This is a genomic window from Halorussus vallis (assembly GCF_024138165.1).
Classification (GTDB): domain Archaea; phylum Halobacteriota; class Halobacteria; order Halobacteriales; family Haladaptataceae; genus Halorussus; species Halorussus vallis.
Genome location: NZ_CP100000.1, coordinates 1,333,919 through 1,359,143 on the forward strand (window position 1 = coordinate 1,333,919; position 25,225 = coordinate 1,359,143).

The window sequence follows — 25,225 nt, forward strand, 5'->3', positions numbered from 1 at the left end:
GCTCGACTCGGAGTCGAGCGCTCACTCGCGCTCCGAACGCTGACCTAGACGGTCGTTAAACGCCGGAAGGAATTGGGTCGAAAACGCTTGACCCGGCGCCCGAAACTCGCTCCGTTTCGCGAACGTCTCACCGGTCGCTATTCTCTCCGCTTTTGCGGTGACGGCCGGGTGGGCCGCAACGGTCGCAACGGTCCGTACTACCCCGAGGGTTTACATAAGAAAGCAGCACAAGAGCGATTGGAGCCTGACGCCACTCGTCACGCCTGGTGTGTGTCCATGAAGAATTCAGACCCCCGAACGGACGACGTAGTACAGGTCGAACACACCGACGACAGACCGCTCGGTGTCACCGTGAGCGGCGCCATCGCGGAGGCGAAAGGCGTCTCCGCGCTCGACTTGCCGCGCCCGCTCGCCGAGTACGTCGACGTCGACGCGCTGGAGGCACTCTTCCGCGATACGGGGTCCCAGAGCGCCGTCTCGGTGCGGTTCTCGGCCTACGGCGCGACCGTCGTCGTCGACGGCGAGCGGAACGTGAGCGTCTCCGTCGAGTCGTAGCCGACCGGTCGTCGGAGCCGAATCGTCGTTCGTCCGGCCTACGACGCCGATTCCTCGCCGCGCTCGCCCGCCGTTTCGTCGAATCGTTCGCCTTCGAGTTCGGCCTCGATGTCCTCGATTCGCCGCTGCTGGGCGAGACACACCGAAAACAACACCACGACCATCGGGTTCGGATAGTTCAGCGCACCGCCCGCGTCGGCGTGCTCGCGCGCGTCCATGAACAGTCGGTCGAACCGGTCTTGATCAGGGCGTCCGAGCGCCCGCCGGTAGTCCTCCCAGTCGTTCTGAACCGCGTGAAGCACGTCGCGGTACGTCGGACTACTGCGAACCATCGGTAGTCACCTCCGGCGTCCCCGCGGTCGCGGCGTCGCACGTCCGCACCGCCGCCGTCGTTCCTTCGTCGGACTCTGCACGGTCGAGGACGAGCGAGCAATTCGTCTCGGCCCCTCGTCGGTCGGCCGCAACGTCGCGCCGACGAACCGCGTCGTCCGGGTCGGGCGACTCGGACGCTGGCTTCCATTTCGTTCGAGCGTTCGATCGCATAGCTACCGATTCAATCGGTTTCAGGTTAAGCGTCGGCGTGTGTTTTCCGGAAGTTCCGGAACGCGGATTCTCCCCGTGAAAGAGCCGGAAGACGGCCCGAAACGGTCACTCTCCGAGGTTACCGAACGATTCCGAAACCGAGTGATAGGTGCGGTTTCGACTCGTCCCCTCGGCCCGAATCACGTCGTACTGGTCCATCTTCGAGAGGTAGTTGCGGACCGTCCGGTCGGTCTTGGGGTCGTCCGTTCGGGACCGGTACTCCTCGTAGAGTTCGCTCGGCGAGATTTCCCCGCGTTCCTCGACGATCTCGTAGAGCGTCCGCTGGTGGGGCGTCAGCGTGTCCACGTCCTTCCGGTGGCGCTCGGCGCGCGCCCGCGGCATCGCGGACTCGACTATCTCGTCGGTGATTCGGGACTCGTAGTTCCGATGCGCCTGTCGGGCGGCAGTTCGGAGGATGCTGAGCGCGACTCGCGCGTCGCCCGCCGCGGCGTCGGCGATGGTCGCGAGTTGGTCGCGGTCGACGACCCCCGATTCGAGGCCGGCCTCGACGCGGGCCTCCATGATGGAGACGAGTTCGTCAGGGCCGTAGCGGTCGAAGCGCACCCGCTCGCACCCGGTGAGGCGACTCGTCAGGCGCTCGTCGGCGTTCGCGAACAGTTCCTTCTCGCGGTTGGCGACGAGCAGCATCGAGAACTGGGGGAGTTCGTGGAGGTGATAGAGGAGTCGCTTGTCGTCGAGTTGGTCGGCCTCGTCGAGGATGACGACGCACGGCGGGCCGTCGTACCGGCGGAGTCGCTCGAAGAGTTCGTCTCGCGGCGTCGACTGGCGGTGGACGTCGACGGTCTTGCCGAGGCCTTCGAGGATTCGATAGAGCGCGCGGAACTCCGAGAAGTTCTGCCAGCAGTTGACGTACTGGTACTCGACGTCGAGGACCTCCTGGCGGAGCTGTTCGGCGGTGTACTTCGCCAGACACGTCTTGCCGACCCCGGACGGACCGAGGAGGAGCGTGGTCGCGGCGGGGTCGCCGTCGGTGAGCGGAGCGAGAATCTCGGTGAGGTGGGTGACCTCCGCGTCCCGATGCTCGACTTCCCGGGGGACGAAGCCTGCTCGGAGGACGCGAGCATCGGTGATCATCGGTTGCGCTATCGAGGCGTTCGAACTTAAGTTCGGAGGCTCGTTTCCGGAACTTCCAGAAGGAGTACCAGCGTGTGGTCCGGACTCCGCTCCGAAGGATGTCCGCGACCACGACAAGAGTGGAGCGAAGAGAGAGAGAAAGAGAAGGGATTTCTCTTCTATGTGGTCGTAGGCGTCGGCGAGGCTCTCCATGATAATCGTACAGGCTTCTCGACACTCTCCGTCAATGGTTCGCTCGAAAAGGTTTCCATGGCCTCACGCGCGTCCGGCGCGTGAGTCCCTACCCATGGCGGCAATGCGGGGCAGCAGTGGTCTAACAGCCGACCGCTTCTCCAAACCGCACATTGCATCTGGAGAATTGTCAGAGGGGGTCTAATAACTATATGGTTTCAAATTGTCTGAATTTCTGTGTCAAAATAGTTCTAGGTATGATGGAAACACAAAGCATTTAATAGCTGGATTAGTTGTCAGAATCGTACCCCTACCCAGACAGGACTCGAGTAACGTTGTATGCCCACCCCGGGTAGCTCTCAACCGAAAGAACCTGTCGATAGAAACAACCAATCAAACCATGACAAACGACAAACTCCGCAGCATCTCCCTCGCTGCGCTCGTCGTCCTCTCGGTGTTCGCAGGCAGCATCGCCTTCGCTGGCTCGGCTGCCGCCGCGAACCTCGACGACGGAGAGCGTTACTGGCAGGGACAGACTGTAACAGCAGACCAACTCAAGTTCGATTCTGACGGTGACGGTACCGACGACAGTACTGTTAGCGGTGACACCAAGCTCGAAGTGATGAAGGTCGTTGACGAAGGCTCCAACACCCTCGCGAAAGAACTTTACTCCGACGAGGACGGTGGCCTCACGCTCGAAACCACGAACCTCGAGGGTAGCTACGTCCTTCAGCGCGCCTCGGACGACGCCGAGATCGCTACGTTCTCGGTTGCGTCCCAGGACCTGAGCGCGTCGTTCGACCCCGATACGGTCGACAACAAGTTCAGCACGAAATCGGACCTCAAGCTGGACTCGAAGCGCGCAGGCTACGACGTTACCGTCTCGGCCGACGGCCTCAGCAAGAGCGAACTCAGCAGCATCTTCGGCCCGTCCGACGAAGACCCCAACACTGACGGCTACCAGCTCACTGGTATCACGTCCGACACGATTTCGACGAACTTCGTCGACGTCAACGCCGGCAACTACACGATCGAACTCGAAGTTGTCGACACTGGCGCCACCGCCGAAGCCACCATCAACGTCACCAAGGGCGGCTCCGCGACCGCGTCCTTCGAAGACAGCGATGTTGTCGCCCAGGAGCGCGGTGACGTCGCGAACTTCACGGTCGATCTCGACAACGCCAAACAGAGCACCGTGACCATCGGTAGCTCGGAAGTCAACTGGGTCACGAACTTCACGGTTCACGACGACAACGACGACGGCAACGTCACGATTGACTTCAACACCTACAAGACTGGCAGCAACACCTGGACCAGCTCTCCGGCTAACGACCTGGAGACGGTCCAGAAGTTCATCACCGTCGAAGAGGGCGACAGCATCTCCCTCTCGTCGGTCGATGACGACAGCAACGGTAACAACGCCAACAACGACCAGGGCGTCCACTACGGCAGTGACCTGGAAGCTGGCACCACGAACAACCCGATCGCTGACGGCGACTACGAACTGACCGTCGGTGCGGCCGGTGAGGAGACTGACGTCAACCAGCTCGTGCTCAGCAAGGGCTCGGTCGACGGTGCTCAGTCCTGGACGTACCCCGAAACCGCCACCAACATCGACGGCCTCAACACCCTCCTGGACAACGTTGCCCAGGACAACTCGGTTGCGATGGACGACCTCGCGGTCGTTCAGATCGACGCGTCCGGCCTCTACGGCCACCTCGACAAGAACAACGCGAAGGATCTGCTCGACAAGGCCGCAGGTAACAACCAGGATTACTACTCGCTGAACTTCACCCAGACGAACGCCGGTGCGAACGCCGACGGAAACAAGTTCAACGGTGCGAACAACGACGTCGAGACGTACTTCGACGCGCAGAACAACACGTTCTTCGCGGTCGTCGACACTACTGGCGACACCGCTGGCATCCAGGCTGGCGACGAGTACAACGCGACGTTCACGCTCCACAAGGGTAGCCCGCTCACGAAGAAGGCTCAGTCGGCTACCACTGAGTTCACTGTCGAACAGCGCACCCTCGAATTCACGGGTCTGAACGAGAGCGACGTGCTCGAGATCGGTGCTGGCAACGCCACCATCAAGGGCGACACCAGCATGGCCGCAGGCAGCGAGTTCTCCGTGAAGGTCAAGTCCGACAGCTTCGTCCGGACCTCGACCGCCACGGTCAACGAGAACGGCACGTTCACGGCTGACTTCGACTTCAGTAACGTCAACGTCGGCACGAACGTCGAGGTTTCCGCGTCGAACGGCGACGCCAGCGACACGGTCGAAGGCGTCATCGTCGAGTCCACTGGCGGTAGCCAGGAGACCACGACGGCCACGACCAACGGTACGTCGACGACGACGACCACTACCACGACGACCACGACCTCGAGTACGACCGAGACTACGACGACCGAAACCACGACGACGGACACGACCACCACGAACGGTGGCAGCAGTGGCATCCCCGGCTTCGGCGTCAGCGTCTCGCTGGTCGCGCTCGTGGCTGGTGCGCTCCTCGCGCTCCGCCGCAGCAACTAGATAGCGAAGTAACCATCGGGACTCCCCCGATTCGACATTCCCTTTCTTTCGAGACACCGACCCACCAGCGACGGCCACGCCGCTCGCAGAAATCGAATCAAGCAGTCACCGACTTACTAGCCAACTACAATCACCGAGTTTGTAAACAGCAGACAGCAGACCGCAATTTACGTAGAGTAGCCATAGACGGCGGGCTGGTCTACTCACCCGTACACAGCCAATTCTCTGTCGATTTTAGTGGCTGTGCATATAACCGCAAGAAATTTTGCACTATGAGTGCCGAAGTTACTCGCTTCGGGTGATGAAATCCGGAAGGAATGGAAGTGGGACCGCCGAGATTCGAACTCAGGTCCTACCGACCCCATCGGCAGAGGATACCACTACCCTACGGTCCCGCTCACGCGTAATAGCGTGCAACTGGACGAAAGGCCGTCCCCGAGTTAAGCCCTTCGTTTCGCCCTCGGGCGTATCGGTCGCGTCGACTTCCCTCCGTCTTCACGCCGACTCGTCTTCTTTTCCCGCGTCGCGCGGAACCACGAGTTCGCCGTCGTCTCGCACCGCCATGCTCGCCAGCGCGTCGTTCTCGTAGGCCGCGACGCCGTGCATCCGGCCGAGCACGTAGCCGTCGTGGTCGCTCTCGACGCTCGTTTTCGCGTCTCCGTGGGGCGTCACGACGTCCGCGACGACGTCGCCTTCGGCCACGACGTCGCCCGCCTCGACACAGTGGCGGACGATGCCGGGCGTCTCGGTGCGGGGATGGACCGCACGCTTGACCGGGAAGTCGACGGGCGGCTCGGGACCGACCGCTTCGGGGTCGGGGTCGCCCGGTAGCACGCCGAGTTCGCACATGACGTTGCGAAGACCCGTCACGGCGGCCGCGCGAACGTCCTCTTCGACCACGTCGTGGCCACCGAGTTCGGCCGTGAACGCCGGGATGCCGGCGCTGTTGAGCGCCGCGCCGGCGGTCGAGCGCTGGAGGTTCTGCTCGACGTACTCCTCGGCGGCGTACTCGTTGACGACGGGCATCCCGAACGCGTCGACGAGGGCTTCGAGTTCGGCGGCGAGGTCGCGGGCCTCGTCTTCGTCCCGACGCGCACCGAACAGTACCCTGTCGCGAATCAGGAACGGCATCGACCCCGCGTGGGCGGTGTGGAGGTCGACGAGCGCGTCGGCGGAGTTGGCGAACGCCTCGTAGACGCGCTCGTCGACGAGTTGCTGGACGCTCGGCGGACGCGTCGAATCGGCGTCGGGGTCCGGGAAGTAGCGGTTGGGGTCCTCGTCGTCGTAGTAGGAGGTCCGAGCGTTGCGCCGGAGGCCGGCCGGGTTGAGGTTCGGAATGCAGACGACGGTACCGCGAATTTCGCCGGGGAGGTCGTCGGTCATCACGTCCTGGGCGGCCGCGAGGCCGGTGACCTCGTTGCCGTGAATCGAGGCCGTGATCCAGAGCGTCGGGCCCTCTTCCTCGCCCTCCGCGACCAAGACGGGGAGGCGTTCGGGGGTTCCGGTCGGGAGGTCGGTGACGTCGAACCACCCGGTGACGAGTTCGCCGGGTGCGGATTCCGCGGTGCCGATTTTCATGCTGTGGGTGTGGTACAGCGGCGGTAAAAAGGTGGAGGTGCCGGCAGTCAGACTAACACGCGCTCTAACTCCACGACCACGCCCGTCTCGGCGTCGGGGTCGCCGACCATCCGCCCGAGACAGACCGCGGCCCCATTCGGGGTGAGGCAGGCGACCAACTCGTCCTCCTCCGCGTCCTCCGCTTCGATGACGCCGGGCGCGTACACCTGTGCGCCGCGGGCGATCTCTTCCGCGGCGTTCGGCGCGACGGTGACCGCCGGGAGGTGGGCCAGCGCGCGCTCGGCGGGCGAGACGACCTCGCGGAGCCAGTCGTCCTCGCCGTCCTCGAACCACCTGGCCAGCGCGTCCGAGAGGTCCTGTAAAGTCACCAGCGTCGTGTCGTCGAAGGGGTCGGTCGCGGTCCGGCGCAGGTGGCCCATGTGGCCGCCCGTCCCGAGCGCGAGGCCGAGGTCGTGACAGAGCTTCCGGATGTAGGTGCCGCTCTCGCAGCGAATCCGGAGCAGTGTCTGCCGTCCCTCGACCTCCAACACGTCGAGGTCGTAGACCTCTCGGACGCGGAGTCGGCGGGACACCGCGCTCTTTCGGGGCGGCTTCTGGTACACCGGGCCTTCGAACTCCGAGACGATGGCTTCGAGGTCGCCGGGCGGGTCGTCGTGGAGTTCCAGCACCGCGACGTACTCTTTGCCTCCTTCGAGGAACACCTGCGAGAGGCGGGTCGCCGCCCCGGTGAGGACGGGGAGACAGCCGGTGACTTTCGGGTCCAGCGTTCCGGCGTGGGCCGCCTGGTCCACCAGTTCCGCGTGCGCGTCGGCGTGCTCCGCGGCGGTTAACGCCTCCCGCGCCATGTCGCGGACCCACCCCGCGATCTGGTGGGCCGAGGGCCCCGGCGGTTTGTCGAGGTTCACGACGCCGAACGCCAAGAGTTCGGCGGGCGACCGGTCGGCGGGAGGTCGGCGGAGCATGGGCTCAGAACTCGTCGTCGAGTTCGACGGGGTACTTGCCCTCGTCGAGGTCGGCGTCGTAGTCGTCGATGGCGGTCACGAGCATGTCGAGCACCGACTCGGCGTCCCAGCGGGCGGTGTTGATACAGAGGTCGTATATCTTCAGGTCGGTGATGTCGATGCCGTAGTACTCCGCGTAGCGGTCGGTTTCGCTCCCCTCGCGGGCGGCCGTCTCCTCGCCGGCCTTTTCGACGGACTTGCCTTCGCGCTCGGCGATGCGGGCCGCGCGCACGTCCAGGGGTGCATCGAGCCACACCCGGAAGTCGGCGTGGTCGCCGGCCAGCCATCCGGCGAGCCGCGACTCCAGGATAACGTCGTCGCGCTCGGCCGCGATTTCGGCCAGGCGGTGGTCGAGGTCCCGGTCGATCTGGTCGTTCTCCTCGGCGAGTTTGTTGAACTCCAGCGGAGTGTAGTCGCGCTCGTCGGCGAGTTCGCGAAAGATATCCCCGCCGCTGACGTGCTCCAGGCCGAGCGCCTCGGCCAACTCCGAGGCGGTCGTGCTCTTGCCGCTACCCGGGGGTCCGGAGACCGTTATCAACATATCCTACCTCGGCCGGGCGGTCTAAAAGAGGTTTTGAACTTGCGCGGCATCGCGGGGCTGGAGGCGCGCTAACACACCGCCTGCGACGACAGTCTGCCTTTCACCGGCGACGGCCGGCAAACCAGTCCACCCTGCTACGACTGGCCGAACGTTCCACGGGATGGGACTTTCGAGCCGCTCGCGTTGACCGTAGACTCGAAACGTCGATCGAGATAGATGAAATCGGCAAAATCCCGAAAACGGACGGCGAAGCGGTCGAAGAAGAAATCCGATTTACGTCGGCGTCGTCTGGATGTTCAGCGACTTCCGGATGAGCTGGGTGAACCCCATCGAGCAGAGGAAGTACCAGACGATCCAGAGCTGCATCGGACCGACGACCTTCGACTTCCAGCCGGCCTCGCCGATGAGCGGCGCGACTATCTGGTGTTCGTTGCCGTCGACGTGACCGGCGAACACCTTCCAGTATATCCAGAGGAAGACGGGGATGGTGAGGAACATCGTCCAGACCATCGGGCGAAACTGCTCTTTGAACATGCCCATCTGGTCGCCCATCGCGTCCATCTGCTCCTCGCGAATCTGTTCGAGCGCCTCGTCGTCGTCCCGCTCGCGGGCCTCCTTGCGCTTCTCCTGAATGTCCTTCATGCGCTGCTGGTAGGCGCTCATCTTCTCCATGTCCATGAGGTTCGCCTGCAGCAGCGTCGAGTACAGCCCCGTCAACAGCGCCAGAATCATCACGACCACGTAGAACGGCAACACCCCGTCGACCGGGCCGATGACCAGGTCGACGGTGCCCCCGACGATGTTCCGGACGGAGTTGATGGAGTAGCCCGCGAACAGTCCGAGCGCGCCGAGCGCCGCGAGTTTGTCCCACGTGGTCCACGACGACTCCTCGTCGTCGACGTCCACGTCGGTCGTCTCGGTCGAAACCGTCGACGTCGTCGAGCCGCCGTCGCCGTCGAGTGCCGACTGTACCGCGTCGGCGTCGGCCAGTCGGAACTCGTCGCCGTCACTCACCAACACGTCCTTCTCGATGAGACGACCCCACTGGCCGCTCGTGAGGTCGTCGTTGACGTCGGTCCACGTTATCGACTCGGACCCGCCGTCTGTGCGGTCGTAGAGGACCGCCAGCGCGTCGCGCATCCCCGGATTCTCGGAGACGAGCGACTCTATCTTGTCCGCCGTCCGTGCCATTGTCGGGACTTTTGTATCCCCCGTTAATCAACTTTCGCTCTTGGTCCGGGCCGTTCGGCGCGATTCGACCGCTCCGGCGACCGCCGGTCCGGCGACCGCCGGTCCGACCGCCGCCGCATCGACCTGACGGTCGACGGAATTATAACCCGCCTTTCATACTGGAACGTATGAACCGTCGGAAACTCGTCTCTATCGTCGCTGGGGCCGGTCTGTCGTCGCTCGCGGGATGTCAGTCGTTCGGTAGCATGCTCCGGCGCGAACCGGCGCGGTTCGAGGACGTCGCGGTGTCGGGTCCGGACGAAATCGGCCTCGGCGAATCCTTCTCGCTGACGGTCTCCGTGCGGAACGCGGGCGGACGGTCCGGCGAGTTCGTCGACGAACTCACCGTACCGGGCGCGGCCGACTCGCCGACGAAGGTCCTCGTGCCCGACGTCGCCGCCGGCGAGTCGAGGACGGTCGAGGTCGGCCCGTTCTCCATCGAGAGCGCGGGCCACCACCGACTCGCCCTCGCCGAGTCGGGCGCGACCCACGTCGTCTCGGTCCCGACCCGGCGACTCCGCGCCGGCGAGAGGTTCTCCGCCGCTGACGGCGCGAGTCTCGCCGTCTCGAACGTCTCCTACCACACCGCCACGTTCTACGCCGCGGCCGACGGCCGCGGCGTCGTCTCGCCCGCGGAGGGGTCGGTCCTCGCGGCCGTCGACGTCTCGGTAGCGAACCCCTCCGAGAGCGAGGTCGCCGTCGAACCGGCCAGGTTCTCCGTCGCCGACGGCGAAACCGTCGCCCTCGAACGCGAAGACGGAGCGCTGTCGGCGCTCCCCGGTCGGGACGCCGGGCCGCTCCGCGCCGGAACGCTCGCCCCGAGCGAGGTGCGGACCGGCTGGGTGCTCGCCGAGGTATCGCGCGAGCGGGCGACGAACGGCCTCAGCGTCGCGTGGAACCGCGAACGAGCTGACGGGGAGGAACGCGACTCGACGACCGAGAAACGGGACGAGCGCAGTTCGACGACCGGAACTCGGGACGAACGCGGTTCGACGACCGGAACTCGGGACGAACGCGGTTCGACGACCGCGGCGGACGACGACTCGACCCCAGAGGCGCAGTGGGCGTTCGACCTCGCTCGCCTCCCCGCATTCGAGGTCACCGACCTCACGACGCCCGCCGAAATCGAAGTCGGGTCGTCGTTCTCCGCGACCGCGACCGTGACGAACGTCGGCGACGCGCCGGGGACGTACCGGGCGGCCGTCGAGCGACGGGGCGACGACGAGTCCGACTGGCACCGAGTGGCGACGGTGGCGCACGAACTCGAACCAGGGGCGAACGCCACCGTCGCCACCGAGGCGAAGGCCTCGACGGTCGGCCACGCCCGGTATCGACTTCGGCCGGGGACGGCGACGAGTTCCGCGACCGTCTTCGCCGCCGAGCGCGCGCTGGGCGACCGATTCACGACGCCCGCGGGCGCGGCGATACGCGTCGACCTCGGAAACGACGCCTTCGACGGGTTCCTGTCGTCGTACATCTACGGCGACTCGAAGACCCAAACGATACGGGCCGAGCGGGGCTACACCTTCGCGTTCGTCCGGCTCTCGGTCGAGAACGTCGCCGCCGAACGCGCCGCGTTCCCCGACTGGAAGGACTTCTCGGTCGTCGTCGACGGGACCGCGCGCGCCGGCTTCCACTCGTCTTCGAGCGGCGCCATCACGCTGCGGTCGCCCGTCGACGGGTCGCTGTACCACCCGAAGGGCGCGTACGACCCCGGCGCGACGGACGCCGGTTGGCTCGTCTTCCGGGTTCCCGAAGGCCTCGCTCAGGCGGACCTCGCGGTCAGATACGCGCCGGACGGCGAGGTCACCGCGACCTGGTCGTAGTTCGAGAGGAAAGTACGCGAGTAGAACGTCCGAAGGAAGCGTTCGGCGGTCGGACGCCGGCGTTCAGGCGTTCTCCTCGATGGCGGCTTTGACGTCCTCCCACACCTCGTCGGGAGTCTGCTCGCCGTCGATGCGGATGAGGTCGCCGCGCTCGTCGTAGAACTCCACGACCGGTTCGGTGTTCTCGTGGTAGACCCGGATGCGCTCGCGGACCGTCTCCTCGGTGTCGTCCTCGCGCTGGACGAGTCGCTCGCGGACCGCCTCGTCGTCCGGCATGTCGAACTCGACGTGGTAAATGTCGCCCGTCTCGGGGTCGAGGCGACGGCCGGTGAGTCGCTCGACGAGTACCTCCTCGTCGACGTCGAGGTACAGCACGACGTCGAGGTCGGTCATCTCCGAGAGCGTCTCGGCCTGGTCGAGATTCCGCGGGTAGCCGTCGAGCACGTAGCCGTCGGCCTCGTCGAGGGCGGTGTCGACGATCTCGTTGACGACCTCGTCGGGGACGAGTTCGCCCTGGTCCATGTACTCGCCGGGCGTGTCGTACTCAAGTCCGAGGTGGCCGATGTCCATCTCCTTGTTCGCCCGGAGCGCGTCGCCGGTCGTGACGTGCTCGACGCCGAACTCCGAGACGATGTTGTCGCTCTGGGTTCCTTTGCCCGCGCCCGGCGCACCGAGTATCAGAATGTGCGGCTCCATGTACCGAGAACTGCACCGCCCACGCATAAAGGCTTAAAGAAACCGGACGGAATTCGGGGAATCTCCCTCTGTCGGTGTGGTTTTACATTCTCGTTCCTGTGACTACGTTCGGCTATGGATTTCGTGCCTGCACTTCGTGGAACGGTATTTTTGGTGAACGAAGCGCCCTGCTTGCACTTCACCAAAGGGTGTTTTTGACGGACGAAGCGCCCTGCTTGCACGATGCAAATGAGTCCCGCACCGCGACAGCACCGCAACCACACGCCTCCCCAACCGACTCCTTCGTTCGCTAACGCTCACTCGGTCGTCCCTCGCACGTGAAGGCGCGACACGGGGTCGCGCCAGCGCGCGCCGGTGACCCAAACCCGGTACCGCGAACCTCCACGGCCGCGGTGGCGCGTGCGGTCGCGCCCCTCGTGGGTGCGACGTAACCGCGCGAGGGCCGAGGACCGCAGTCGACTGGGGAGGCCTGTGGCTGTGGCGGTACGGTACTCAGTTGTGGAGTGTGAGTAGCGGTCGCAGTGGTGTTAGGTCGTAGCCGTCACACAGGCTCGGTCGTATCGTAGTCGCGGGAGTACTACGGTCCTTTCACATCGGTTTCGACCCTCACTGCAACGTACTGACTCCGCGAAAAGTCGACCTTTTTCAGCCGGCCGGACCTACCGGGAATCATGACCCGATTCGACGCCGACGTCCCCGACGAGCGCCGCGAACTGTACGCCGAGGCCATCGAGGCCCACCGCGAGCGGGCCAGCGCGTACGCGACTCTCGAAGCCGACGCCGACGCCACCGACGAGGAGGAGGAACTCCCGCCGTGGGTCCAGTTCGGCGAGAACCTGCTCAACCTCGACTGCACCGAGGCGGAACTCGACGCGCTGAAGGCGTTGCTGGGGGAGTTCCCGGCGTTCGAGATAGACGACATCACCCGACCCGAGGAGGCCGAGGGCGTCAACGTCCGCGTGTCGGCGCTGGCCGACCCCGACCGAATCGCCCAGTGCATCGAGGCGGTGTTCCGGGACGTGTACGACCAACCCGAGGACTTCCGGGTGTGGGCGGCGTCGGTCTGAGCCGACCGGCGAGACGGTGGGCGGTCGCGGTGCCGGCATCACGACCGATGCCGACCACCGGTGCCGACCCCGGTGCTGACCTCCGACGCCGACCCCATCACCGCCGAACGCACTTAATAGCTGTACGTGGTACTCGGAGTCGATGAGCCTCATCGCCGAGTTCTCGGTGCCGGCCGATAGCTTCGCGCTGGCGGAGTCGCTCGCGGCGACCCCGAACATCCGCGTCGAAGTCGAGCGGCTCGCGACCCACAGTCGCGAGTGGGTGATGCCGTTCGTCTGGGCATCCGGCGACGACGTCGACGCGTTCGGCGACGCGCTGGCCGACGACCCGAGCGTCGCCGAGGCCGAGGTACTCGACGAACTCGACGGTAGTTCGCTCTTCGTGGTGCGGTGGGCCGAGTCGGTCGAGCGGCGGGTCGACGAGATGATAAACCGCCACGCTATCGTCCGGCAGGCGATAGCCAGCGACGGCGAGTGGTTCCTGAAGCTCCGGTTCGCCGAGGACGACCAGCTCTCGGCGTTCCAGGACCACTTCGAGTCCGAGTCGTTCACGCTCCACCGCAAGTACCGCACGGCCGAACCGAAGGACGGCGAGTTCGGTCTGACGCCCGCACAGCGCGAGACGCTCGTTCTCGCCTCCGAGATGGGCTACTTCTCGGTGCCCAGAGAGTCGACCGTCGACGACATCGCCGACCGCCTCGACATCTCGGCGAACTCCGTCTCCCAGCGACTCCGGCGCGCCCACGACGCGCTCGTCCGCCACACCCTCGTCGTCGACGGCGGGCACCCGAGCGGCTGAACCGACGACGACCGTCCGTCGCGCTGGCCCGGGTCGCCGCGGTCGGCCCGACCGCGGCGACCCGGCATTAATATTGAACCCGAGTCCTTATGCCGTTTTTTTGGCTAGTAGTGTGATACATGGGACGGACGTCGTTCGTTACGTCGGTAATCGCGGAAGGTGGTCGTTCGACGCGCCCATCCGGGGAACCAGAATGAGCGGGGTGACGGTCTTCGAGGTCGAGGTGCCGGCGTCGACGCTGGCGCTCGGGGCGACGTTCGAGCGCGCCCCCGAAATCCAGTTCGAGATGGAGCGGTTGGTCGGCGGGTCCGACGACCGGGTGATGCCGTTCGTCTGGGTGTCCGGCGTCGAGGCGTGGCGCGCCGCCGAACTCCTGGAGAACGACCCGACGGTCACCGCGGTCGAACGGTTGAGCAGTGGCGACGAGGCGACGCTGTTCGAGATCACCTTCGACGGGGGTATCCGTTCGTTCGCCGAAACCATCTTCGACCGCGGCGGCGTCGTGTTGCAGGCCGACGGCGAGGACGGCGTCTGGTCGTTCGAACTCCGGTTCGGCGACCGCACCGACGTCGGGAGCGTCTTCGACGACGACTTCTGTCGGGAGTACGGCGCGACGGTCACCCGCCTCTACAGCGACCACCAGACCGCCTCGAACGGAGTCGGGCTCACGCCAAAGCAGCGCCAGGCGCTCATGGCCGCCCACGAGATGGGCTACTACAGCGTCCCCCGTTCGGTCGACCTCCGGGCGGTCGGTGAGAAACTCGGCGTCTCCCGGCAGGCGGTTTCCGAGCGACTCCGGCGCGCCCACGACGCGCTGGTCGAGGACCACTTCCGCGGCGCGCAGAATCGGTAACCGCCTTCTACGACCGCCGGTCTGACGCGGACCGTCGGAGTGTTCGGTCGGCTGACTGCTTAGACGGCCCATAACGAAGGGCGCCAGTCCCGTCCGACAGTCCATGGATGCCAGCCAAGCGAGCGCCCGCTGCGACGACGTGCTGACAGAGGTTTCGAACGCGGTCATCGCCGACCCGGACGTGCTCGAAACCGTGTTGACCGGCTTTCTCGCCCGCGGGCACGTCCTGCTGGAGGACGTTCCCGGCACCGGCAAGACCCTCACCGCGCGGACCTTCGCCGCCGCGCTCGGCCTGTCGTTCGGCCGCATCCAGTTCACGCCCGACCTCCTGCCGGCCGACGTGACCGGTACCCACGTGTTCAACGAACAGGACCGCGAGTTCGAGTTCGACTCCGGCCCCATCTTCGCAAACGTCGTCCTCGCGGACGAGATCAACCGCGCGCCGCCGAAGACCCAGGCCGCCCTGCTCGAGGCGATGGGCGAGGGGCAGGTCACCGTCGACGGCGAAACCCACGAACTGCCCGACCCCTTCTTCGTCATCGCGACCCAGAACCCCGTCGAACAGGAGGGCACCTTCCCGCTCCCCGAGGCCCAGAAGGACCGCTTCATCGTCAAGACCACGCTGGGCTACCCCGACGAGGAGGGCGAACTCGAACTGCTCGACCGCCGACTCGCCCGCGACGAGCGCATCCCGAGCGCCGACGCCGTCTGCTCGCCCGAGGCGGTCCGGGCGATGCAGGCCGCCCCGGAGACGGTCGACGTCGAACGCGACGTCCGCAGGTACATCGCCGAGGTGGCCCGGACGACCCGCGAGGACCCCCGCGTGAAGGCGGGCGTCTCGCCGCGGGGCACCGAGCGACTGCTCGAAACCGCGCGGGCGCGGGCGGTGCTGGCCGGCCGGGACTTCGTCACCCCCGACGACGTGAAGCGAGTCGCCCCGCCCGGCCTCTCTCACCGCCTCGTGCTGACCCCTGACGCGCAGGTGGACAACGTCCGGAAGTCGACCGTGATTCGGGACGTGTTAGAGGACGTGGAAGTGCCGACGGTGCGGTAGCGGGTCGGAGACGAATCGCGTTCGTCGAGACGGTGCTCGGATTCGATTTCTGACCATCGCCGATGCGCGGAGCGCCGCCGCCGGTCGACGCGGGCCCGGTCGACGCGGGGCCGGATTCATCCCGCCGCGGGGAGTACGTGTGGGAATGACCCGGAAACGCCGACTGCGGACGCTCGACTGGGACGCCGTCGGAGGGCTCGTCGCCGCGGTCCTCGCCGTGGGGCTCCACCTCCTCAACCTCGTCCAGGAACGGTTTCTGCTGGTGATCGTGACCTCGCTGTTGGCGCTCCTGCTCTTCCGCGACCTCCGGGAGGAGACCGCGACGCAGGAACTCGCCCAGTCGGTCGCGGACACCGAACGACGGGTGGCCGAAGTCAGGTCGGCGATGACCCCGCCGCAACTCGAACTCGTGGGACCGGACTCCCTCCGGCGGGTCAGCCGACAGTTCGGGCGCGACGCCGAAGGCGACCTGGTCTGGTTCAACCTCTGTCTGCTGATGGTCAGCCGACGCGAGACGTTCGACGTCCTCGTCCGACCCGCCGTCGAGAATCCAGACGTCTCCGCGCTCCAGTTCGTCCTCGACGAGAGCCAGCGCGGACGGTGGGAATCCGACGTCGAACCGCTGCTCGCGGAGGCGGTGGACGACCGGACGTCCGTCGACGTTCACTGGCGGAACATCGACGAGAGCGTCGCGTTCATCCACACCGCCTCTGAAGGCGACGCCGCGAGCGCGCTGGTCAGTTTCTGGGGGGAACCGTTCATGGCAGAAACCCTCGACCGGGACGTGACTCGGTACATCCTCCACGCGAAGGAGCACTCGGAACTCATCCCGCACCTCCGAGAACTGGCGCGCCGGTACCGGTTACAGTCCACCTCCTGACGGTTCGGGGGGACTCCGTTCGCCTCGTACCGTCCGAACGACGGAGACGAGACGCCCGCGACCTCGCTCAGTTGTACAGCGCCACCGCCAGCGAGATGGCGCCGCCCAACAGCAGCGCCAGCGCCGCGAGCGAGACGCCGGTCACGTTCAGGTCGTAGACGCCCACAGCCCCGACGACCGCCAGCAGCGCCACGGCGAAACTCGCGCCGCCGTGGACCGCCTCGACCGTCCACGTCCGGGCGCCCCGTCCGACCTGCTGGCCGAGGCTGACGGCGTTCTTTCCGGCGTCCCACGACAGTATCGCGGCGGCCATCGACCAGAGGACGTCTATCTTGGTCGCCTCCTGCATGATGACCGCGGCCATGACGCAGATGGCCAGCCACGCGAGGCCGACCCCGAGGAGGCGTCGCTCCCACCCCGCTCGCACCGGAACGAGCGCGGCCGCGACGAACGCCACGCCGACCACGCCCGGCAGGACGACGACCTTCTCGGAGAAGGACGGCGGGGCGCTCCAGGCGTAGCCCACCGCGCCGACCGCCGCCAGCGCGCCGAGGGCGACGAACGCCCACCCGAGGAAGTCCTGGTCGCGCTCGCGGACCGCCGCACCGACGCCGAAGATACCCGCGGCGACCGCGGCGAGCGCGAGCGGCGGGAGTTGACCCGACCCCGACGCGACGAACCGCACCGAGGCGAGCGCCGCCGCGATTGCGAGGACGCTCCCCGCGAGCGTCGGCCGCTTCGAAACCGCTCCAGAGGCGGTCACGCCGACCGCCTCCGGAGCGACGCCGCGATGGCCGCGCCGAGGCGGTCGTCGGGGTCCCAGTCGACGACCGGGACGCTCGACCGCCGGAGGGCGTGGACCCGGTTCTCGCGCTCGACCCGCGCCAGCTTGTCGCCCGGCGTCTCGTCGGCAGTCACGTCGGGGCTGACGACCGACACCGAGGTGCCCCGAGCCTCGAGTTCGAGCGCGGTTTCGACCGGGAACTCGTCGGCCAGCGGCGTGACGAACAGCAACTGGGTGTCGGCGGCGAGGCGTTTCTTGAGTTCGGTGACCTGCGACTCGACGGGCGACTGGTCGCGGTCGCGCCCGGCGTCGTCGCGTTCGCTCCCGCCGGACCTGAACCCGGAATCGGAACCGGACTCCGCGCCGGCGCGCGACCGCCCGCCGTCGGCGACCGCTTTCGCCTTCCGCTCGGCCGCAGCGTCCTCGGCCGTGTCGGCGTCGTCGGCCGCTCCCTCGCCGTCCTCGGTCGGGTCGACGGGCGCGACGCCCGACCTGCCGGGGTCCCACGCGTCGCCGTCGGCCGAGGCCCCACCCGCGGTTTCGGCCGCCTCGTGCTCTTCGGGGGGCACGGCCGACAGCGTCGGATGGGTCGCCAGCGTCTCCCGGGCGCGGGCGGCGTGTTCGGTGCCCGCGCCGGGCGCGAGCCAGCAGAACTCCCGGCCGATGGCCGCGATGCCGACCCGCTGGCGGGTGCCCAACAGCGCGGTGACGAGGCTCTCGGCGGCCGCCTTGCCGTAGGCGACCGCGTGGGGTTCGTCCTCGCGCGCCCGGTAGGCGGGCCGCCGGGCATCGATGCAGACGACCACGCTCGCCGCCCGTTCCTCGCGGAAGTCGACCGTGGTGAGTTCGCCGGTCCGGGCCAGGCGGTTCCAATCGATTCGGCTCATGGGGTCGCCGCGCTGGTAGCCCCGGGTCCGGTAGAACTCGACGCCCGACCCGCCCGAGTCGGTCGCCAGCGGGCCGACGCGAGCGTCGGTCTGCTGGCGGAGCGGCACCTCGGGCACGTCGGCGGTGCAGTCGATCTCCGTCTCGGTGCCGACGGTGGTCTCGACCTCGGTCGCGCCGCTCCAGTCGCGGGCGATGACCGTCGCGGGGTCGAACTGGTGGCGGCCCGCGACCGCCTCGACCTCGTAGGAGAACGTGGTCGTCGCGCCGGGTCGCAGGACCGCGGCGTGGCGCGCGCTCCCTTCCGCGACGGTGAGCATCGGGGGCACGCCGTCGACGATGCGGACGTCCGGGAGCGTCCGGTCGCCCGTGTTGCGGAGCGTGACGGTCACCCCGACCGTCTCGCCGCTCCGGGCGCGCTCTTCGACCGCCCGCTCGATGTCGAGCGACACCGCCGGCGTCGGCGAGACGCGGGGGTACACCGCGAACGCCACCGCCACGACCGCCGAGAGGAGCGCGAGCGGTCGCTTGGCGACGATGCCGACGACACCCGCGAACAGCGCGAGCGCGACCACGGCGCGCCACCGGTCGGTGGTCCGGGTGGTCGTCATCGCCGCACCTCCGTGGCCTTCTCGGCGATGGCAGTGGCGGTCCGGCGCGCCCCGCGCTGGAATCCGGATTCACCTCGGAGGGCGGCCCGAACGTCGCCGGCGAGGCCGAGCGACGGCGACTCGCTGACGAGGAACGACGCCGCCGCCCGGTCGTCGGTCCACTCGCCGGCCTCGACGCGCCGGCGAGCGGTTTCGCGGTCGCAGTCGTCGGCCCGCATCGTCGTCTTGACCGCGGTTTCGCGGAGTCTGTCGCGCATCTCGTCGGCGTCGTCGCCGAACAGGCGCTCGCGAATCGTCAGACCGTCGTCGACGTAGCGGTCGAACTCCGCACCCGGCCGAGGGCCGGAGGTAACCTCCTCGGGGTCCGGCGGGGCCGACTGGGAAACCTCCGAAACCGCCCGGAGGCCGACGACCGCGAGGGTGACGACGGCCGCGACGGCCGCGAACACGACGACGAAGAGGTAGTCGTTGCCCACCAGCGACACGAGGGGGTCGACCGGCAACGGGACCGGCATCCCGAGGAGCGCCCCGAGCGCCAGGCCGACCGCGAGGCCGCCGGCGAGGCCGAAGAGGTAGCGCAGCGACTTCATCGGTCGTCACCTCGCTCGTCGCCGGCCGAACCGTCGCTCGGACCGCCCCGTCCGTCGTACCCCTCGCCCGCGCCGTCGGTCGCGGGGCGACCGCCGCCGCGCAGATTCTCCCGGCCCTCTCTGGCCCGGCGCTCGCGGTCGTCGGTCACGTCGGCGCCGCGGTAGCGCACCGCCTCGAACTCGCGGGTGATGGTCTCGACCGCGTCGGGGTCCATCCCCTGTTCGACGGCGGCGTCGGCGTACTCCTCGGTGGTCGTCGCCCGCGGCCGGTCGACGTGGGTTCGGCGGGCCAGCGAGAGCCACGACCGCTGGACCTCGTCGCCGGGGTCGGTGTCGGCCCACGGTCGGCCGGGACCGCCGTCGCCGTCGTTCCGGCCCGAGGGGGAGAGCGCGGCCAGGAGCGCCGCGATTCGGTCGCGGTAGCGGTAGGCCAGTCCCCCGAGCAGGGCGAGGACGAGGAGGAGCGGCCCCCACTGCTTCAGGAACGCGAGCAGTTTCTCGAGCAGGCTCTGCTTCTCGACGGTCGGGTCCGTCTTCGCCTGCTTCTGTTGCTGTTGTTGTTGCTTTTGCTGCTGTTTCTGCTTTTGCTGTTGGGACTGCTGTCGTTGCTCGCCCTGTTTCTGGGCCTGGGCTTGCTTTTCGTTCTTCTTGTGGGCCTGGCGCTTCTGGTCGCCGGAACCGGCGGCCGCGCCCGTCCCGTCGGACTGGAACTCCTTCTTGAACTGCCTGGCGTCCTCCTGGCTTATCGGGACCTGGTCGTGGGAGAGCACGTCGTCGGGAGTCGAGGAAACCGACGATTCGAGCGTGGTCGCCGACATACCGACGGCGGCGATACACAGCAGTCCGACGACGGCGGAGACGAGCGTGTCGTTCATGGTGAACGTGGAACCGAGTCGTCACAGGCTAGTCCTGCGGGTCGTTTAGTTATAAGGCGGATAACGACACGGAAATGGACAATCGCAGGCCGTGACGGCGGATTTCCTCGGGAACGGCCCCGAGCGGCGGTCGAACCGGCGGTCCGGCCGTCAGCGGCGGTCGACTAACGACACCGAAAGCGCTCCCGTGAACCGTTTTCTCCTCGGGAGTCGGGGAGGTTCGGCGGTGTCGTCTCCGGGGACTTCGGCCTCGAGACGGTCGGCGTCAGGCACCGCCTGTAGCCGGGTTTGTCAACGGTTTCAGATTTTCAGACGGTGATTGACGGGGGGCTGATAGCCCGCGTCCGCGTGCCGGGGTCGGGAATTCGCGCGGGCGGGCGGTCGACGCCGCCGCATCGCCAACCATCATATAAGTTATAAACTTCAAATTGAACTCGAAACCAGTAACCTTTTAAGAGGTGCATAGGACCTTGAAATCGGCATGGCACGCGACACTGCGGGCGACCGACGAGAGCGGTCGTCCCTCCACCGCAGAGACTACCTAAAGTTAGCCGGCGCGGCGGCCACCTCGGCCGCCGCCGCGGGCGCGGCAGGCGCAGTAAGTGCAGAGCGAGAACGAGTGAACGTCGTCGACGCCGGGGCCGACCCGAACGGGAACGACCCGATCGACGGCGTCCTCCAGCGCGTCGTCGACAACGGCGTGGAAGCGTACTTCCCGGAAGGGACCTACCGGGTGAACAGCGTCCGCCTCTCGGCGAGCAACTACGCGCTCGTCGGCGACGGCGCGAAGCTGATTCCGGGCGACGAGGGCGCGACGATGCTCCACTGCTCGGGCAGCGACTGGACGGTCGACGGCTTCGAAATCGACAACACCGTCACCGGCCGGATGCCCTACATCTGGGTCCGTAGCTCCGGCACCGACTGGACGGTCAGGAACGTGGACGTGACGGGCAAGGCCGGGGGGAGCGGTTTCCGGGTCTTCTTCGCCAGCGTCCGCGATCCCGACGCTACCGGGCGGTTCGAGAACGTCTCGGCCCCCCACGGGTCGGTCTACGGCGTCAACGCCAAGACCACCTCGTCGGTCGGCTGTTACTACGTGAGCCAGCACCACGTCGGCACGCTGACGCTCGACAACGTCGACGTCCGGAACTTCTGGAGTCGGGGCATCTACCACTCCGGCGTCTCGACCGGCGCGGTCCGCATCGTCAACTCCTACTGGGAGAACAACCGCGTCAACGTCCGACTCGCCGGCAAGGACTGCGTGGTCCGGAACACGACCATCAAGCAGACGATGAACAAGCCCGGTCCGAACTACTGCGTCTGGCTCCGGGCAAACCGCCAGTCGCCGTCCGAGAAGGTCCACGCCCAGGCGTACAACGCCCTCATCGAGGACTGCGACCTCATCGTCGACGGGACGAACTCCGACGATCCGCCCCAGCAGGCCTCGGCGGTCAACGCCGGGACGGGCCACTCGAACCAGTACTTCGGCAGTTTCGCGGTCCGGAACTGTCGGATTCGCGTCGAAGGCGCGAACGCCCACGCCGGCGTCGAGGCCGGTCCGCAGTCGTACCCGACCGCCACCTCCGGCCGACCGCCCGAGGGCGTCATCGTCGAGAACTCCACCATCGTCACCGACGGCGACACCGACGGCGTCGCCATCGAGGGCCGGAGCGACTGCGTGGTCCGGTCGAACTGCATCGACGCGGGCGGGCGCACCCTCGACTTCGCGAACTCGACGGTCGACACCAGCGACATCACCCGCGGGTCCTGCTCGCTGTCGGGCGACGCGGGCGGGTCCGACCTCCCGAACCTCCTCACCGTCTCCGGCGGCGGCGGGGGCGACCTCGTCGAGTACAAGGTCGCCGTCAGCGGCGAACTCGGCAAGAGCACGGCCGGCGGCGCGTCCATCGACCCCGAGGACGTGATTTCGGGGAACACCGCGACCGGCGGCGTGGCCGGCGGCACCGACGCCTACCGCTTCTCGGGCGACATCACCGGCTTCGCGGCCAGCGGCGACGTCACCCTCGAACTGAACGGCCGGCAGATAGACGCCGCCTCGCTCCCGAACCTCGACGGGTCGGGGACGACCGACGAGACCACGACGCCCGAAGAGACGACGACGCCCGAAGAGACGACCACACCCGAGGAGACGACCACACCCGAGGAAACCACTCAGGAGCCCTCGCTCCCGAACCTCGTCGCCATCTCCGGCGGCGGCGGGTCGGACCTCGTCTCCTACGAGTTCAGCGTCACCGGCGCGATGCGCCGGAGTTCGGCGGCCGGCGCGACCATCGACTCCGAGGACTCGGTTTCGGGCAACACCGCGACCGGCGGCGTGGCGGGCGGCACCGACGCCTACGCGTTCGAAGGCGCGATCACCGACTTCTCGGCCGACGGCGACGTGACCGTGACGGTCAACGGCACCGAGGTCGACCCCGCGTCGCTCGGCACGCGCGTGCTGACCGTCTCCGGCGGCGGCCCGAACGAACTGGTCGAGTACGAGGTCGCCGTCGGCGGCGACCTCGCGAAGAGTTCCGCCGGCGGCGCGAGCGTCGATTCCGAGGACGCCGTCTCGGGAAGCACGGCGACCGGGGGCGTGGCGGGCGGCACCGACGCCTACCGCTTCTCGGGCGACATCACCGGCTTCGCGGCCAGCGGCGACGTGACGCTCACCGTCGACGGAACCGAAGTCGACCCCGCGTCGCTCCCGAGCCTCGAACCCGACCTCCCCAACGCCATCGTCATCGACGGCGGCCCGCGGACGACCGTCAGCAACTACGAGTTCAAGGTCAGCGGCGACGTCGAGAAGGCCGCCGACCTCGGGTCGGTCAACGCCTACGACACGATTTCGGACGGTACCGTCTCGGGCCGGGTCGTCGGCGGCAAGGACGGCTTCCGGTTCTCGGGCAGCCTGACCGGTTTCCGCATCGACGGCACCGCCAGCGTCGAGATGAACCGCACGGACTGAGCCGACTTCCGCACTCTTCTCCCCGCTTCAGCCCCCGTCTACCGCGAGGTCAGGCGACGCGTACGGCGACGCCCCGCCGTCCCTTCGGGGACCGCAGGAGCGACCTGTCGCACCCGCAGGTGACGTATAACAAACATGAACGACGGCATAGCGAACGGTAATCTCGTGATACACGATGCCAGGTATTAGCCTCGTCAGCGGTTCCGGCGTCCCGGAGGCCGCCGCGTCGTCGGCCCTGGACGCGGTGCGCTTCACCGACGAGTACGACGCCCAGACGGCGATCTCCGACGGTCGGACGTTCCTCGGGTTCAGCGGCTATCCCGACTACCCCGTTCGGACCGTCGAGACGCCCGAAGCGCTGTTCGTCCTCGAAGGACGCCTCTACGACGCCGAGGACGAGCGCCGCGACCTCCGGACGGTCGGCACCGCGCTCCTGGACGGCCGGACCGAGGAGGTCGCCGCCTGGGCCGGCGCGCGCGACGGGGACTTCCTCCTGGTCGCCTACGAGAAGGACACCGGCGCGGTGCGCATCGTCAACGACGTCTTCGCGCGCCTGCCGGTGTACTACGCCACGGTCGGCGACGCCATCGTGGTATCGCGCGAACTCAAGTTCGTTCGGGACTTCGCCCACCACGTCGGCGACGCCCCCGACATGGACCGACTGGCGGTGGCCCAGAGCCTGCTGTTCGGCTACCGCCTCGGCGACCGGACGCTGTTCGAGTCGGTACGCCGAGTGCCACCGGGGTCGGCGCTCCACGTCGAGGACGACGCCCACGGCGGGGAGTTCGGCGTCCGAGTCGACCGACTCCACCGCCACGACTTCGAGGGGACGCCCCACGCCAACAGGAGCGTCGGGGAGAACGCCGCCGAACTCGCCTCGCGGTTCGCCGAGGCCTGCGCCGACCGCGACGTCCCCGGCGTCCCGAACGTCGTCTCGATGTCGGGCGGCCTCGACTCGCGGGCGGTCGGCGGGGGCTATGACGCCGCGGGCGTCGACTTCACCGCCGCGACGTTCGAGAAGCCGGGCGGCGCGAACGACGCCGACGTCCGACTGGCCCGGGAGACCGCCGGCGTCCTCGACGTCGACTGGGAGCACTACCGCGCGGAGGGGTCCGAGGCCCACCGCGCCGACCTGCTGGAGATGAAACAGGGGATGAACTTCCTCGCCATGTCGTTCATCCTCGACTTCTTCGAGCAACTCCGCGACGCCCACGGCCCGCTGGTGTACGTCACCGGCGACGGCGGCGACAAGGCGCTGCCCGACATCACCGCGCCCCGGTCGTTCTCCTCCCGGCGGGACCTCGCGGAGTACGTCGTCGACGCCCACAGCATCTTCGACCCCGAGCGGGCCGCCGCCATCGCGGGGCTGGACCCCGAGGCGCTGGTCGACGCGGTCGAAACCCGACTGGCGTCCTACCCCGAGTCGTCCTACCAGGGCAAGTACGTCCACTTCCTCGTGCGCGAGCGCGGCATCAACTGGCTCAACCACGGCGAGGACCGCAACCGCTACTACTTCTGGAGCGTCTCGCCGTTCTACTCGCCGCGGTTCTTCCGCTACGCGATGGGCGTCCCCGCCGCCCAGAAGACCGGAAGCAAACTCCAGGCGGCGTTCCTCGACGAACTCGACCCCGCGCTCTGTGCGGTCGACGACGCCAACTACGGCGCGCCCGTGACCTCGCTCGAACACCGGGCCAAGCAGTTCGCCGCCGGACTCGTCTGTCGGTACCCCGCGGTCAAGCGGACGGTCGCCGGACTGCTGGGCGGCGGCGGGTCGCCCGAGGGCCTCGACGACGCCATCGTCGCCCAACTCCGGCGGGCCGACCGGACGCCGTTCGCCGACGAGGCGGTCGCGTCGGTGCTCCGCGGCGAGGGCGACTACGGCGCTCGAGAGCTGTACAACCTCCTGACGGTCGCCGCGATAGCCGACCGCGAACCCGACGAGGTCGTCGAGGACGTCGCGCCGCGCCTGGTCGCGTGAACGCTCGCCCGGCGAGGCGGCGGATTCCTCGCGATTCCTGTCCGGCGTAAGTCCGTTCACTGAAACA

At 67.6% G+C, this 25,225-nt stretch carries 22 protein-coding genes and 1 tRNA gene; 10 read left to right on the forward strand and 13 right to left on the reverse strand.

Features of this window, described 5'->3' with window-relative positions; genetic code table 11:
• Positions 1 to 276: 276 nt before the first annotated feature.
• A complete protein-coding gene (locus NGM07_RS06950; RefSeq protein WP_253518759.1) occupies positions 277 to 555 on the forward strand; it encodes a HalOD1 output domain-containing protein in 279 nt (92 codons plus the stop codon).
• Positions 556 to 593: 38 nt separating this feature from the next.
• Here the strand turns inward: NGM07_RS06950 and NGM07_RS06955 are convergent, their stop codons facing one another.
• Both NGM07_RS06955 and NGM07_RS06960 read right to left on the reverse strand, forming a co-directional pair.
• A complete protein-coding gene (locus NGM07_RS06955; protein WP_253518762.1) occupies positions 594 to 887 on the reverse strand; it encodes a DUF8156 family protein in 294 nt (97 codons plus the stop codon).
• A gap of 316 nt (positions 888 to 1,203) precedes the next feature.
• Positions 1,204 to 2,232 carry a Cdc6/Cdc18 family protein gene (locus NGM07_RS06960; RefSeq protein WP_253518765.1) on the reverse strand — a complete coding sequence of 343 codons (1,029 nt, stop codon included), beginning with the start codon at positions 2,230 to 2,232 and terminating at the stop codon, positions 1,204 to 1,206.
• 571 nt (positions 2,233 to 2,803) lie between these two features.
• Between NGM07_RS06960 and NGM07_RS06965 the strand changes: the two genes are divergently transcribed.
• Complete coding sequence (locus NGM07_RS06965; RefSeq protein WP_253518768.1) at positions 2,804 to 4,942, forward strand: DUF7827 domain-containing protein; 2,139 nt, start codon at positions 2,804 to 2,806, stop codon at positions 4,940 to 4,942.
• Positions 4,943 to 5,266: 324 nt separating this feature from the next.
• Here NGM07_RS06965 and NGM07_RS06970 read toward each other — a convergent pair.
• From NGM07_RS06970 to NGM07_RS06990, 5 genes are all read right to left on the reverse strand, one after another.
• Positions 5,267 to 5,337 (reverse strand) — tRNA-Pro (locus NGM07_RS06970).
• 100 nt (positions 5,338 to 5,437) lie between these two features.
• Positions 5,438 to 6,520, reverse strand: coding sequence for a succinylglutamate desuccinylase/aspartoacylase family protein (locus tag NGM07_RS06975; protein WP_253518771.1), 1,083 nt, complete (start codon positions 6,518 to 6,520; stop codon positions 5,438 to 5,440).
• Positions 6,521 to 6,567: 47 nt separating this feature from the next.
• A complete protein-coding gene (locus tag NGM07_RS06980; RefSeq protein ID WP_253518774.1) occupies positions 6,568 to 7,482 on the reverse strand; it encodes an RNA-guided pseudouridylation complex pseudouridine synthase subunit Cbf5 in 915 nt (304 codons plus the stop codon).
• 4 nt (positions 7,483 to 7,486) lie between these two features.
• Positions 7,487 to 8,062: a (d)CMP kinase gene (gene cmk / locus NGM07_RS06985; RefSeq protein ID WP_253518777.1), complete on the reverse strand. Its 576-nt coding sequence runs from the start codon at positions 8,060 to 8,062 to the stop codon at positions 7,487 to 7,489.
• A 273-nt stretch (positions 8,063 to 8,335) separates the two neighbouring features.
• Entirely contained in the window at positions 8,336 to 9,253 is a 918-nt protein-coding gene (locus tag NGM07_RS06990; protein ID WP_253518780.1) for a DUF106 domain-containing protein, read from the reverse strand.
• A 167-nt stretch (positions 9,254 to 9,420) separates the two neighbouring features.
• On the opposite strand from NGM07_RS06990, the gene NGM07_RS06995 reads away from it, so the two are divergent.
• A complete protein-coding gene (locus tag NGM07_RS06995; protein WP_253518783.1) occupies positions 9,421 to 11,118 on the forward strand; it encodes a hypothetical protein in 1,698 nt (565 codons plus the stop codon).
• Positions 11,119 to 11,181: 63 nt separating this feature from the next.
• On the opposite strand, the gene NGM07_RS07000 is transcribed toward NGM07_RS06995, so the two are convergent.
• Positions 11,182 to 11,814, reverse strand: a complete 633-nt coding sequence (locus tag NGM07_RS07000; protein WP_253518786.1) for an adenylate kinase — start codon at positions 11,812 to 11,814, stop codon at positions 11,182 to 11,184.
• A 671-nt stretch (positions 11,815 to 12,485) separates the two neighbouring features.
• Between NGM07_RS07000 and NGM07_RS07005 the strand changes: the two genes are divergently transcribed.
• The 5 genes from NGM07_RS07005 (at position 12,486) to NGM07_RS07025 (ending at position 16,467) form a co-directional block, all read left to right on the forward strand.
• On the forward strand, positions 12,486 to 12,881 hold the full coding sequence (locus NGM07_RS07005) for a DUF7975 family protein (protein WP_253518788.1): 396 nt from the start codon (positions 12,486 to 12,488) through the stop codon (positions 12,879 to 12,881).
• Positions 12,882 to 13,023: 142 nt separating this feature from the next.
• Positions 13,024 to 13,680 carry a helix-turn-helix domain-containing protein gene (locus NGM07_RS07010; protein WP_253518790.1) on the forward strand — a complete coding sequence of 219 codons (657 nt, stop codon included), beginning with the start codon at positions 13,024 to 13,026 and terminating at the stop codon, positions 13,678 to 13,680.
• A 193-nt stretch (positions 13,681 to 13,873) separates the two neighbouring features.
• Positions 13,874 to 14,533: a bacterio-opsin activator domain-containing protein gene (locus NGM07_RS07015; protein ID WP_253518792.1), complete on the forward strand. Its 660-nt coding sequence runs from the start codon at positions 13,874 to 13,876 to the stop codon at positions 14,531 to 14,533.
• Between the two features lie 103 nt (positions 14,534 to 14,636).
• On the forward strand, positions 14,637 to 15,587 hold the full coding sequence (locus NGM07_RS07020; RefSeq protein WP_253518793.1) for an AAA family ATPase: 951 nt from the start codon (positions 14,637 to 14,639) through the stop codon (positions 15,585 to 15,587).
• Between the two features lie 145 nt (positions 15,588 to 15,732).
• On the forward strand, positions 15,733 to 16,467 hold the full coding sequence (locus NGM07_RS07025; protein ID WP_253518795.1) for a hypothetical protein: 735 nt from the start codon (positions 15,733 to 15,735) through the stop codon (positions 16,465 to 16,467).
• Positions 16,468 to 16,534: 67 nt separating this feature from the next.
• Here the strand turns inward: NGM07_RS07025 and NGM07_RS07030 are convergent, their stop codons facing one another.
• From NGM07_RS07030 to NGM07_RS25315, 5 genes are all read right to left on the reverse strand, one after another.
• Entirely contained in the window at positions 16,535 to 17,230 is a 696-nt protein-coding gene (locus NGM07_RS07030; protein WP_253518797.1) for a DUF7519 family protein, read from the reverse strand.
• Positions 17,227 to 18,747: a DUF58 domain-containing protein gene (locus NGM07_RS07035; RefSeq protein ID WP_253518799.1), complete on the reverse strand. Its 1,521-nt coding sequence runs from the start codon at positions 18,745 to 18,747 to the stop codon at positions 17,227 to 17,229. The genes NGM07_RS07030 and NGM07_RS07035 overlap by 4 nt, the downstream gene beginning before the upstream one ends.
• Positions 18,744 to 19,337: a DUF7269 family protein gene (locus NGM07_RS07040; protein WP_253518801.1), complete on the reverse strand. Its 594-nt coding sequence runs from the start codon at positions 19,335 to 19,337 to the stop codon at positions 18,744 to 18,746. Before NGM07_RS07040 ends, NGM07_RS07035 begins: the two co-directional genes overlap by 4 nt.
• A complete protein-coding gene (locus NGM07_RS07045; RefSeq protein WP_253518804.1) occupies positions 19,334 to 20,212 on the reverse strand; it encodes a DUF4129 domain-containing protein in 879 nt (292 codons plus the stop codon). The genes NGM07_RS07040 and NGM07_RS07045 overlap by 4 nt, the downstream gene beginning before the upstream one ends.
• 150 nt (positions 20,213 to 20,362) lie before the next feature.
• Positions 20,363 to 20,485, reverse strand: coding sequence for a hypothetical protein (locus NGM07_RS25315; RefSeq protein ID WP_256524934.1), 123 nt, complete (start codon positions 20,483 to 20,485; stop codon positions 20,363 to 20,365).
• 208 nt (positions 20,486 to 20,693) lie between these two features.
• Between NGM07_RS25315 and NGM07_RS07050 the strand changes: the two genes are divergently transcribed.
• Both NGM07_RS07050 and NGM07_RS07055 read left to right on the forward strand, forming a co-directional pair.
• On the forward strand, positions 20,694 to 23,180 hold the full coding sequence (locus tag NGM07_RS07050) for an autotransporter outer membrane beta-barrel domain-containing protein (protein WP_253518806.1): 2,487 nt from the start codon (positions 20,694 to 20,696) through the stop codon (positions 23,178 to 23,180).
• Positions 23,181 to 23,355: 175 nt separating this feature from the next.
• Entirely contained in the window at positions 23,356 to 25,158 is a 1,803-nt protein-coding gene (locus NGM07_RS07055) for an asparagine synthetase B family protein (protein ID WP_253518809.1), read from the forward strand.
• Positions 25,159 to 25,225 lie beyond the last annotated feature (67 nt).

Excerpts from the sequence above, each read along its gene's own strand:
- NGM07_RS06950 (WP_253518759.1), top strand. The coding sequence starts at position 277 with ATGAAGAATTCAGACCCCCGAACGGACGACGTAGTACAGGTCGAACAC.
- NGM07_RS06955 (WP_253518762.1), bottom strand. The coding sequence starts at position 887 with ATGGTTCGCAGTAGTCCGACGTACCGCGACGTGCTTCACGCGGTTCAG.
- NGM07_RS06960 (WP_253518765.1), bottom strand. The coding sequence starts at position 2,232 with ATGATCACCGATGCTCGCGTCCTCCGAGCAGGCTTCGTCCCCCGGGAA.
- NGM07_RS06965 (WP_253518768.1), top strand. The coding sequence starts at position 2,804 with ATGACAAACGACAAACTCCGCAGCATCTCCCTCGCTGCGCTCGTCGTC.
- NGM07_RS06975 (WP_253518771.1), bottom strand. The coding sequence starts at position 6,520 with ATGAAAATCGGCACCGCGGAATCCGCACCCGGCGAACTCGTCACCGGG.
- NGM07_RS06980 (WP_253518774.1), bottom strand. The coding sequence starts at position 7,482 with ATGCTCCGCCGACCTCCCGCCGACCGGTCGCCCGCCGAACTCTTGGCG.
- cmk (WP_253518777.1), bottom strand. The coding sequence starts at position 8,062 with ATGTTGATAACGGTCTCCGGACCCCCGGGTAGCGGCAAGAGCACGACC.
- NGM07_RS06990 (WP_253518780.1), bottom strand. The coding sequence starts at position 9,253 with ATGGCACGGACGGCGGACAAGATAGAGTCGCTCGTCTCCGAGAATCCG.
- NGM07_RS06995 (WP_253518783.1), top strand. The coding sequence starts at position 9,421 with ATGAACCGTCGGAAACTCGTCTCTATCGTCGCTGGGGCCGGTCTGTCG.
- NGM07_RS07000 (WP_253518786.1), bottom strand. The coding sequence starts at position 11,814 with ATGGAGCCGCACATTCTGATACTCGGTGCGCCGGGCGCGGGCAAAGGA.
- NGM07_RS07005 (WP_253518788.1), top strand. The coding sequence starts at position 12,486 with ATGACCCGATTCGACGCCGACGTCCCCGACGAGCGCCGCGAACTGTAC.
- NGM07_RS07010 (WP_253518790.1), top strand. The coding sequence starts at position 13,024 with ATGAGCCTCATCGCCGAGTTCTCGGTGCCGGCCGATAGCTTCGCGCTG.
- NGM07_RS07015 (WP_253518792.1), top strand. The coding sequence starts at position 13,874 with ATGAGCGGGGTGACGGTCTTCGAGGTCGAGGTGCCGGCGTCGACGCTG.
- NGM07_RS07020 (WP_253518793.1), top strand. The coding sequence starts at position 14,637 with ATGGATGCCAGCCAAGCGAGCGCCCGCTGCGACGACGTGCTGACAGAG.
- NGM07_RS07025 (WP_253518795.1), top strand. The coding sequence starts at position 15,733 with ATGACCCGGAAACGCCGACTGCGGACGCTCGACTGGGACGCCGTCGGA.
- NGM07_RS07035 (WP_253518799.1), bottom strand. The coding sequence starts at position 18,747 with ATGACGACCACCCGGACCACCGACCGGTGGCGCGCCGTGGTCGCGCTC.
- NGM07_RS07040 (WP_253518801.1), bottom strand. The coding sequence starts at position 19,337 with ATGAAGTCGCTGCGCTACCTCTTCGGCCTCGCCGGCGGCCTCGCGGTC.
- NGM07_RS07045 (WP_253518804.1), bottom strand. The coding sequence starts at position 20,212 with ATGAACGACACGCTCGTCTCCGCCGTCGTCGGACTGCTGTGTATCGCC.
- NGM07_RS07050 (WP_253518806.1), top strand. The coding sequence starts at position 20,694 with ATGGCACGCGACACTGCGGGCGACCGACGAGAGCGGTCGTCCCTCCAC.
- NGM07_RS07055 (WP_253518809.1), top strand. The coding sequence starts at position 23,356 with ATGCCAGGTATTAGCCTCGTCAGCGGTTCCGGCGTCCCGGAGGCCGCC.